An 8,712-nucleotide genomic window follows, 5' to 3' on the forward strand; every position below is an offset into this window, starting at 1 on the left:
CTACAGCAGCCCCGTATTCTTCAGGATCGCATCGATCCTGGCCGTTTCCTCCGCATTCAGCGCCGCGCGCGGGCGGGGCATGATAGCGGTATCGATGATGCCGAGGCTTTTCATCGCTGCCTTGAAGGCCCCGATGCCGGCCGCACCGCCGCTGACGCGGCCCTGCGCGACCCAGACGATCTCGAACAGGCGGCAAAGCCTTTCCTGCTCGCGCCGCGCCGCAGCCCAGTCGCCGCGTTGCGCAGCATCCCATAGCCGCACGTAGCCATGCGGATCGACATTGGCGATACCGGGCACCACGCCATGCGCGCCCATCAGAAGCGCATTGTCGACGACGATTTCGGAGCCCGTCATCAGGAAGATATCCTCGTGATCGGCAAGATCGAGCAGCGCATAGCGGAAATTGCCGTCGTCGCCGCTGGAATCCTTTAGCCCGATGACGGTCCCTTCCTTGGCGAGCGTCACCACGGTCTGGCGCTGCAGCTTCACATGCACGCAGACCGGGATGTCATAGGCGACGAGCGGTACATCGACGGCATCCCGAATATAGCGGAAATGGTCCAAGATCTCTGACTGGCTGGTCACCGTATAGAACGGAGCGGTGACGACGACGGCGTCGGCGCCGGCCGCCTTGGCGATTTTCGAATGCGCGATTACGCGGTCTGTCGTGGGGTCGATGACACCGACCAGCAGCGGCACCCGCCCGTTCACGACCTTGGCGGAATGCTCGATGATCTCGCGCCGTGTCTTTTCGTCGTGGAAGACGACTTCGCTGGTGGAGCCCAGCACGAAGACGCCGTGGCAGCCGCCATCGATCAGATGCTCCAGCACCCTTGTATAGGATGCGTAATCCACCGTGAAATCGTCGTTCAGCGGCGTTACAACGGGAGGCACCACGCCCTTGAATTTACTCATTGTCTCTTTCTTTCCTGGGTTCAATGAAGCTCGGCGCGCGGATCGAAGGCATCCCTCAGCCCGTCGCCGATGAAATTGATGGCAAGGACGGCAAGCACCAGAGCTGCGCCGGGAAACAGCCATTGCCACGGATATTGTTCGAGAACGGCTGTGGAGCGGGCCGCATTCAGCATATTGCCCCAGCTCGCCGCGGGTGGTGCAATGCCGAGCCCGAGAAAGGAAAGCCCGGCCTCCAAGAGGATCGCATTGGCAACCTGCGTCGTGGCGTAGACCACCAGAATATCGATGCAGTTCGGCATGCCGTGGCGCAGCAGCAGGTGCGGCAGCCCTGCCCCCATGCCGCGCGCAGCAGTGACGAAATCGCGTTCGCGCAGTTCCAGCAGCCTGGAACGCACCATACGGGCCAGCAGCGGCCAGGAGAGCAGCGATATGACTGCTATCGTCGGCAAGATGCCCGTGCCGGTGATGGAGGCCAGCACCAGCAGGAAGATCACCGGCGGCAAGGTCATGACCAGATCGACGAAGCGCATGCTGAGCGCATCCGCCCAGCGGCCGGCAAAGGCAGACACGAAGCCGAACAGAAAACCGATGATGGCCGAAATGACGGTGGAACCTGCCGCGACCATCAGCGATATACGGCCGCCTTCGAGCACTCTGGCAAAGACATCGCGCCCGACGCCGTCCGTTCCAAACCAGTGCGTCGCACTGGGCGGCGCGTTCATGGCCAGGAGATCGATGTCGTTGGGCTGGAATCGCCACCATAGCGGATAGGTGACGATCAGCAGCAGCAGCGGTACGGCAACGCAGACGCCGAAAAGGGCCGCCCCGTTCAGCCGGAAGCGATCGAATGCTCGGGCAAGTGGCCCATGGCTTGGTCGTTCGGTTCGCGCCAGCATCGCTCAGCCCACCTTGATGCGGGGATCGATCACTGCGTAGGCGAGATCGGTCAGCAGGTTGACGATGATGACGCAGGCGCCGATGACGAGCGTCGCCCCCATGATGACGGGATAATCGCGCGACGTGACCGCATCGACGAGAAGCAGGCCCATGCCCGGCCAGTTGAAGACACTTTCGACGAAGATCGCACCGCCGATGGCAAGACCTATGGTCGAGCCGATGACGGTTACGACAGGCAGGAGCGCATTGCGCAGAGCGTGCTTGACGATAACCCAGAATTCGAACACGCCCTTGGCCCGCGCGGTGCGCACATAATCCTGATTGAGGACCTCCAGCAGCGAAGCGCGCATATAGCGCATGATGAGCGCGGCTTGCGCGATCGCCAGAAGCGAAGCCGGCAGGATAAGATGCCAAAGCAGGTCGCCGATGGAAAAGTCCTCGCCGGGCGTCAGCATGCCGCCCGAGGGCAGCCAGCCGAGACGCACCGCAAAGATATAAAGACCAAGAAGCGCGCTCAGAAAGGCAGGGCTCGATATGCCGGCAAGCGCCAGCACGGAGAGCGAGATATCCGTGACCGAATTGCGCCTGACGGCACCGATGACGCCTGCCGCAATGCCGGCGACGATCGCCATGATCAGGGCCGAGCCCATCAGCACCACCGTCGGACCGATGCGAGACAGAACCAGCGTCAGAACAGGCTGATCCAGCCGCTTAACAGAATAGCCGAGATTGCCTTGCAGCGCCTGCAGCAGCCAGCCGACATATTGCAGCGGCAGCGGCCGATCCAGCCCGAGGCGCTCACGCAAATCGGCCATAGCAGCGGGAGATAGAGGCGTGCTCGGGTCGATATAGGCATCGATCGGATCGCCCGGCGTCAACCGCAGCAACACAAAGACCAGTATGCTCAAGGCGACGAGCATGCCGATGCCGATTATAAGACGCCTGAGACCATAGTGCAGCATATCGAACCTGCGTTTCGAGGAAGGCGCCGGCCGCAGAGCCTGCAGCCGGCTCAAAACCTAGTTTGAGAGCTTCCACGCTTCCGGATGCGCGATGTATGGCCCGCCGCCGGGCGCCGGTGTCCAGATGAAATCCTTCACCTTGGACGAAACGACGCCATAGCGGTTCGCCACCCACATGGTCGCCCAGGGTAGATCCTTGTTCATGACCTTGCAGACATCCTGGTAGCGCTGATCACGCTTGCCGGCGTTCGTTTCGGCAATCGCCGCATCGAGCGCCTTGCTCAGATCGGGCATGCGTGCGCGCACCACATTGGCGCCCGCCGGCGGGATCTGCTTTTCGTTGAGCCCGGTGTTGATGTTGCTTGGATCGGGTCCGTTCTGAAGGCCGGCATAGACGAGCTGGAATTGCGATACGTCGGCATTGGGGTTCAGCACGATTCCATTATACGTCGGCGCGTCGACGGCGCGCGGCACGACATTGATGCCGACCTGCGCCAGCATGGCCTGCACGGCCGCCAATACGTTCGTCGCAAGCGGCGTGTTATAATAGGTCAGCAAGGTGATCGGCTTGCTGCCGTTGATCTTGTCCCAGCCGGCCTCGTCGAGCAATTGTTTGGCTTTGGCCGGATCGTAGGGATAGGCTTCGATGCCGTCCGGAACCAACTGATTGGCGACATAAGCGCAATTGGCGGGCTTTGCCGCTCCGCCATAGAGGCTTTTGATGATCGCATCGCGATTGATGGCGTACATGACGGCCTGCCGGACGCGAAGATCCTTCCACAGTGGCGAATCCTGGTTGAAACCAAGATAATTGACGACGAAGGAATCGCCCTCGATGATCTTGAAGGACTTGTCGTCCTTGAAGGTCGGTACATCGTTAGAATCGACATAGGTGAACTGGATCTCGCCTGCCCGCAGCGCCGAGATCGCTGCAGCCGGATTGGCGAAATAGCGGTTGATCAGCCGATCGAGAACGGGTTTGCCGCCGCGATAGTCGGGATTAGCTGTCAGCTCGACATATTGATCCTGCACATATTTGACGAACTTGAACGGCCCCGTCCCAATCGGCGAGGTCGACCACCAAGTGCTCTTCGCAAGCTGATCGACGGGCACGGCGGCAAGCGCATGCTCAGGCAGCACCATGATCTTGGCCAGCGTATCAAGCAGGCTCGCGGAAGGCGCGGAAAGCTTGATGACAAGCGTATGGTCGTCCGGCGTCTCGACGGATGACAGGAGTTTAAAACGGGCGGCAAAGATCGAGCCGGTCTTGGCATTGGCCGCAAGATCGACGGTGAATTTGGCGTCCTTGGCCGTAAAAGGCTTGCCGTCATGCCACGTGGCATCGGCAAGCTTGAACGTATAGGTCAACTGATCCGGGCTCACCTCATAGGAGGACGCAAGCACACCGACGATCTTCTGCAGCTTTTCATCGTAGCTGACCAGCGGCTCAAAGTAGGTGCTGAGCCAGGTGAGACCGGCGGTTGCCGCCAGCGGATTGAAGTTGCCCTGGAAGCCGCCTGGGCCGACATCGAAGCCCCCGGACATGGTAGCGGCGGCGGCAGGTGCTGCTAGGCCACCCAAGACGGGCACCGCAGTGGCCGATAGCAAAGCTGCCAACGCGATTGCCGGCAGATGAAAAGCTTTCCTCATGATGATCCTCCTCCCGTGGTTGCGATCGCTACTTCTTCTTGTTGTTGGCGATCACCTGCGAAATTCCCTCGTAATGGCGGTCGAGGCGCATGCGCACCTCCTTGAGATTTCTGGATTCCAGCGCATCGACGATTGCCTCATGGTCACGCCAGGTGGCCATGGGATCGACATCGTCCAGATCGAAGAAGCGGGACGCCTTGTAGAAGGCGAGCCAGAAGACATCGATCAGCCGAACGAAGGTCTCGTTGCCTTGGCAGCGAAAAAGCAGGCGATGAAAGAGCTGATCATCTTCGGCAAAAGGTTCGCCGCGTTCGGCGTGAGCGCGCATACGGTCGGTCGTGGCACGCAGTTCCGCCAGATCCTGCGGCCCGATCATGTCGAGCGTCTTGCCGATCAGGCCCACCTCGAGCGTGCGGCGAATTTCCAGCACCTCCTCCATGTGCCGCAGCGCATCGCCGAGCCCGTAGGCGAGATTGTCGAGCAGCGGCGCGAAGGAGAATGCCTTGACGAATATGCCGATGCCGCGGCGCGTCTCCAGTACACCGAGAGATTCCAGCGCCTTGATGCCTTCGCGCAGAGAATTGCGGCTGACACCCAATTGCGCCGCGAGCTCGCCCTCCGCCGGCAGCATCGTGCCCGCCTCGAGACCGTTATCGGCAATATAGCTGCGCAAACTCTCCTGCACGGAGACATGCAGCAAGGGTGCGCGCGTCAAAGGCTGAATGACTTTTCCCACCATGACACCCAAGCTCCTCGGGACATGGCGTGCAACTTATTGACTTGTAGGATATCCGTCAAGTGGACAGGAAAATTGAAATCAAGCAACATCCATCGTCGTCCAATTTGATATCCGGAGGCTTCGGAAACGCAGGCGACGAAAAGGGTCGCGCCATGCCACGCCGAGAAAGTCAGTCCGAGGACGTCGGTTTGGCGATCCTCTTCTGATCGCCTCGTAGCCATCCGTGGCAAACTTTGCTCTGGTTCTCTAGCGACAGCAGGCCTCAACTTGTTGCGTGAGGCCCGTCCGCCTGCGGCAGACGAACAAGCTTGCCTTCCTCGGCCTTGTAGAAGTACTGACTCGCAATCAGCCATCCCTTCAACGGTCGCAATGGCGGAATGCAGGTCGCCAGCATGAAGGGGCCAGTCACCAGAAACTGCACCCACACTGGCGCCGAGAACGCCACCTCCAGCCAGACACCGAGAAGGACGCTTGGGATGCATGCAAAGCAGATGACAAAGAAAGCCGGCCCATCGGCGGGATCTGCGAAGGAATAGTCGAGACCACACGCTTCGCACTGCTTGCGAAGGGTCAAGAATCCATCGAACAAGCGCCCTTGCCCGCAACGCGGGCAACGACAACGAAGGCCGGTCTGCAGCGGGCTCAGTGGGGGATAATCGGCATCCATGACAGCATCACTCCTGAATCAATCTTCCAAGGGAAGGCAATCAATAATCAGATTGCATGCATTCATTCTAAATATAATGAATGCATTCTATACGTCCATTCGGCAGAATGACGCAGTGGCAATTTCGGCAAATGAAGAGAATAGGCTCGGTAAGGAGCCTGCGCCGCTCCCATCAATAGCGATGTTGCGCCAGAAGACTAGGTCATGTTGACAAAGTGCCTTCTCAAATCAGCTGAGTTCTGATTCAAGGCTGTCTTTTTAGGAGGCAGTGATGGCACGAGGTGACCTTACGGATGCGGAATGGCGGATCGTGGAGCCGCTTCTTCCTGCTGAGCGCGGTCGGAAGTCCCGTCCTTCGCATGATAACCGCCAGTTCATAAACGGTATGTTGCACGTGCTTCGGGTCGGCTGCCCGTGGCGTGACATGCATGAGCGATACGGAAAGTGGAATTCTGTCTACGTGCGGTTTCGTCGCTGGGCTGAACAAGGCGTATGGGACGCGCTCCTGGAAACGCTTGTAGAACTTGGCCTCACAGATGATTGGCAGCACATGCTGGATAGCACCACAGTTCGCGGCCACTCGCAGGCAGCGGGCGCTAAAGGGGGACTCATAAGGAGGCTTTTGGTCGATCACGCGGCGGCTTTACGACAAAAATCCACGCCAGAGCAGACGGTCAAGGACGCCCTCTCGGCTTCGTCCTGACCGGCGGAGAGACCTCAGATTATCTCGCCGTTCCCGATCTTCTGGCGATGCCGGTGAATAGGCCTCGTCGTCTCCTCGCGGACAAGGGCTATGATGCCGACAGCATCCGTCAGGAGCTTCTATTTCACGGCACACGTCCGATTATTCCGCCGCGAGCAGGCCGCAAGAATCCACCTGCTTGTGATTATCACGCTTACAAGGATCGAAACCGCATCGAGCGGATGTTCAATCGCATCAAGCAGTTCCGCAGGATCGCAACCCGCTACGACAAGACCAAAACGTCATTCGCCGCATTCCTGGCGATTGCAGCGGCGAAGATATGGCTACCTCACTTTGTCAACATGGCCTAGAAGAAGGAGGCGGCCAATTCCGGCGGTCCCTGTAGCGCATGCGCCATGAAACTCAAGGCACCCTTCAAGGCCTCGCGGCCTATTGGGCCACCGAGACAAACGCGCACGGCCTCAGGTGCCACGCCGTCTACCGTGAATGCGTCGCTTGCGACAACGCCGATACCTGCATTGCGCATATGGCTGCCGAAGGTGGCACGCGTCCAGCCGTTACCCAGCGGCAGCCAGATGTTAAAGCTGATGGGGTCAGCCCGATAGCTGCCTGATGGCAATGTGTCAGCGACCATCTCCTGGCGAGCGGCGGCCTCCGTACGAATGAAACGCAGAATACCATCGGCAGTGCCATCTTCGATCCAGCGCGTCGCAAGCGCCATGTTGAGCGGCGACGCCATGACATTGTTGCTTCGCATCGCACTCACGAAGGGCCATATCGACCGGGTATCCGGCGCCACGACGAAGGCCAAACGCAACCCCGCACCGATGCACTTTGCCAATCCACCGATATGCCAGGTCAGATCCGGGGCGATTGCAGCCATTGGCGCTGGCGCATCCAGCGGAATGAAGCCATAGGCATCGTCCTCGATGATCGGCACACGATATTTGCGGGCAATTGCGGCAATCGCTTCGCGCCGCGCCTGCGGAATCGTCAGCGTCGTCGGATTTTGCAGTGTCGGGTTGAGGTAAAGCGCCTTCGGTCGCAGGCGCTCGCAGCTGTCTTCAAAAGCTTCCGGCAAGACACCTTCCTCATCCATCGCCAGGCCCGAGAGATTGAGCCGGAGCTGCGCCGCAATCGAACGCATGCCGGGATAGGTAATATTTTCCGAGAGAACGGTTTCGCCTGGCTTGGCCAAGAGGCCAAAGATCGCCAGCAAGGCCGGGTGCGCGCCGGGTGTTATGAAGATGCGCTCCTGTGTCGGGGTGAGGCCCCGGCGGCTGAGCCAGATTGCGGCGGCCTCCTTGTCCACAGCCAGGCCGCCAAATCCCTGATACCGCAGCAAGGGAATAAGATCGACCGCTACGGCCGACATGCCCTCCTGCATGCGGGCCAGAAGATCCGGATCGCTCGGTTCCGGCGGGAGATTCATCGAAAAATCGATCGCGGAGGCACGACGCGGATCGGAAGCGGCGTCGAGAGCAAAACTTCGGCGCTCCCTCTCCTGCCTGCCAGTCACGAACGTCCCGCGTCCGACATGGGAATCCACAAGCCCACGCTTCTGCGCCTCGACATAGCCGCGCGCAACGGTCGTAAAATCGATGCTGAGACGCTTGGCAAGCGCGCGTTGCGGCGGCAACCTGTCCCCGGCGGCAAGAACGCCGCTGCGCAAATCCATCTCGATCAAGTCGGCTATGGCAATGTAGCGGGGGCTGGAGGAGCGGCTGAGATCGGGATGCCAGTCTTTCATTTCATGCTCCGCACGAGACCAGACCTGAGCTGAAACTCCGGCCGGCATTGATGGCATATCATTGCATACAATTCCCGCTATGTGGAGCTATCTACCGCATTTTTCATCTCTAAGAAAACCAAATATCCCAATATTTTCGAGCCATGAATGCCTTGAACCAGCCGATACTCCCGTAATTGACGGCATGACAAAGCTGTTTGACCAACTCGGCAGCCATAAACCCAGGAACCTATATCCCGGTTATCGCCATTCGCTCTTGCGAGCGCGGCACGCCGGTTTTGGTCCGGCGTGCCGATCATATGGCAAAGTTCCATCAAGGATGGGACGCTCGCTCATTTTTCCTGAGTGAGCGCGGCTTTCGCTTTCGCTTGATCATCCACCAGTTCGTACCACATGGCGTTGAGGACAGCGAATGCTGCGGCCAGAGGA

8 protein-coding genes and 1 pseudogene are annotated in these 8,712 nt (G+C 59.5%); 1 reads left to right on the plus strand and 8 read right to left on the minus strand.

All coding sequences use genetic code 11. The features are described 5' to 3' along the window. The 6 genes from GDN47_RS28485 to GDN47_RS28505 form a co-directional block, all read right to left on the minus strand. A complete protein-coding gene (locus GDN47_RS28485) occupies positions 1-915 on the minus strand; it encodes a dihydrodipicolinate synthase family protein (RefSeq protein ID WP_152094735.1) in 915 nt (304 codons plus the stop codon). A gap of 20 nt (positions 916-935) precedes the next feature. Beyond that, positions 936-1,811, minus strand: coding sequence for an ABC transporter permease (locus GDN47_RS32160; RefSeq protein ID WP_113332742.1), 876 nt, complete (start codon positions 1,809-1,811; stop codon positions 936-938). 3 nt (positions 1,812-1,814) lie between these two features. Continuing rightward, the gene (locus GDN47_RS32165) at positions 1,815-2,774 is read right to left on the minus strand and encodes an ABC transporter permease (protein WP_173002593.1); all 960 of its coding nucleotides are present in this window, start codon (positions 2,772-2,774) and stop codon (positions 1,815-1,817) included. A gap of 57 nt (positions 2,775-2,831) precedes the next feature. Continuing rightward, on the minus strand, positions 2,832-4,424 hold the full coding sequence (locus GDN47_RS28495) for an ABC transporter substrate-binding protein (RefSeq protein ID WP_152094736.1): 1,593 nt from the start codon (positions 4,422-4,424) through the stop codon (positions 2,832-2,834). Positions 4,425-4,452: 28 nt separating this feature from the next. Further along, positions 4,453-5,163 (minus strand): FadR/GntR family transcriptional regulator, encoded by a 711-nt coding sequence (locus GDN47_RS28500; protein ID WP_113332744.1) that lies wholly within the window; start codon positions 5,161-5,163, stop codon positions 4,453-4,455. Between the two features lie 262 nt (positions 5,164-5,425). Beyond that, positions 5,426-5,830 (minus strand): DUF983 domain-containing protein, encoded by a 405-nt coding sequence (locus GDN47_RS28505; protein ID WP_113332745.1) that lies wholly within the window; start codon positions 5,828-5,830, stop codon positions 5,426-5,428. Positions 5,831-6,101: 271 nt separating this feature from the next. On the opposite strand from GDN47_RS28505, the pseudogene GDN47_RS32850 reads away from it, so the two are divergent. Next, positions 6,102-6,883: pseudogene (locus tag GDN47_RS32850) on the plus strand (IS5 family transposase). On the opposite strand, the gene GDN47_RS28515 reads toward GDN47_RS32850, so the two are convergent. Both GDN47_RS28515 and cydX read right to left on the minus strand, forming a co-directional pair. After that, positions 6,880-8,283 carry an aminotransferase-like domain-containing protein gene (locus GDN47_RS28515; protein WP_113351086.1) on the minus strand — a complete coding sequence of 468 codons (1,404 nt, stop codon included), beginning with the start codon at positions 8,281-8,283 and terminating at the stop codon, positions 6,880-6,882. The pseudogene GDN47_RS32850 and the gene GDN47_RS28515 overlap by 4 nt on opposite strands. Positions 8,284-8,615: 332 nt before the next feature. Beyond that, positions 8,616-8,712 (minus strand): cytochrome bd-I oxidase subunit CydX (gene cydX / locus GDN47_RS28520; protein ID WP_152094737.1); only part of this gene is annotated, 97 nt, incomplete at its 5' end.

The organism is Martinezella dioscoreae, from assembly GCF_009176305.1.
In the GTDB taxonomy this organism is placed as follows: Bacteria; Pseudomonadota; Alphaproteobacteria; order Rhizobiales; family Rhizobiaceae; genus Rhizobium; species Rhizobium dioscoreae.

Bases quoted from the DNA above. Each gene is read 5' to 3' on its own strand.
- GDN47_RS28485 (WP_152094735.1), bottom strand. From the start codon at position 915: ATGAGTAAATTCAAGGGCGTGGTGCCTCCCGTTGTAACGCCGCTGAAC.
- GDN47_RS32160 (WP_113332742.1), bottom strand. From the start codon at position 1,811: ATGCTGGCGCGAACCGAACGACCAAGCCATGGGCCACTTGCCCGAGCA.
- GDN47_RS32165 (WP_173002593.1), bottom strand. From the start codon at position 2,774: ATGCTGCACTATGGTCTCAGGCGTCTTATAATCGGCATCGGCATGCTC.
- GDN47_RS28495 (WP_152094736.1), bottom strand. From the start codon at position 4,424: ATGAGGAAAGCTTTTCATCTGCCGGCAATCGCGTTGGCAGCTTTGCTA.
- GDN47_RS28500 (WP_113332744.1), bottom strand. From the start codon at position 5,163: ATGGTGGGAAAAGTCATTCAGCCTTTGACGCGCGCACCCTTGCTGCAT.
- GDN47_RS28505 (WP_113332745.1), bottom strand. From the start codon at position 5,830: ATGGATGCCGATTATCCCCCACTGAGCCCGCTGCAGACCGGCCTTCGT.
- GDN47_RS28515 (WP_113351086.1), bottom strand. From the start codon at position 8,283: ATGAAAGACTGGCATCCCGATCTCAGCCGCTCCTCCAGCCCCCGCTAC.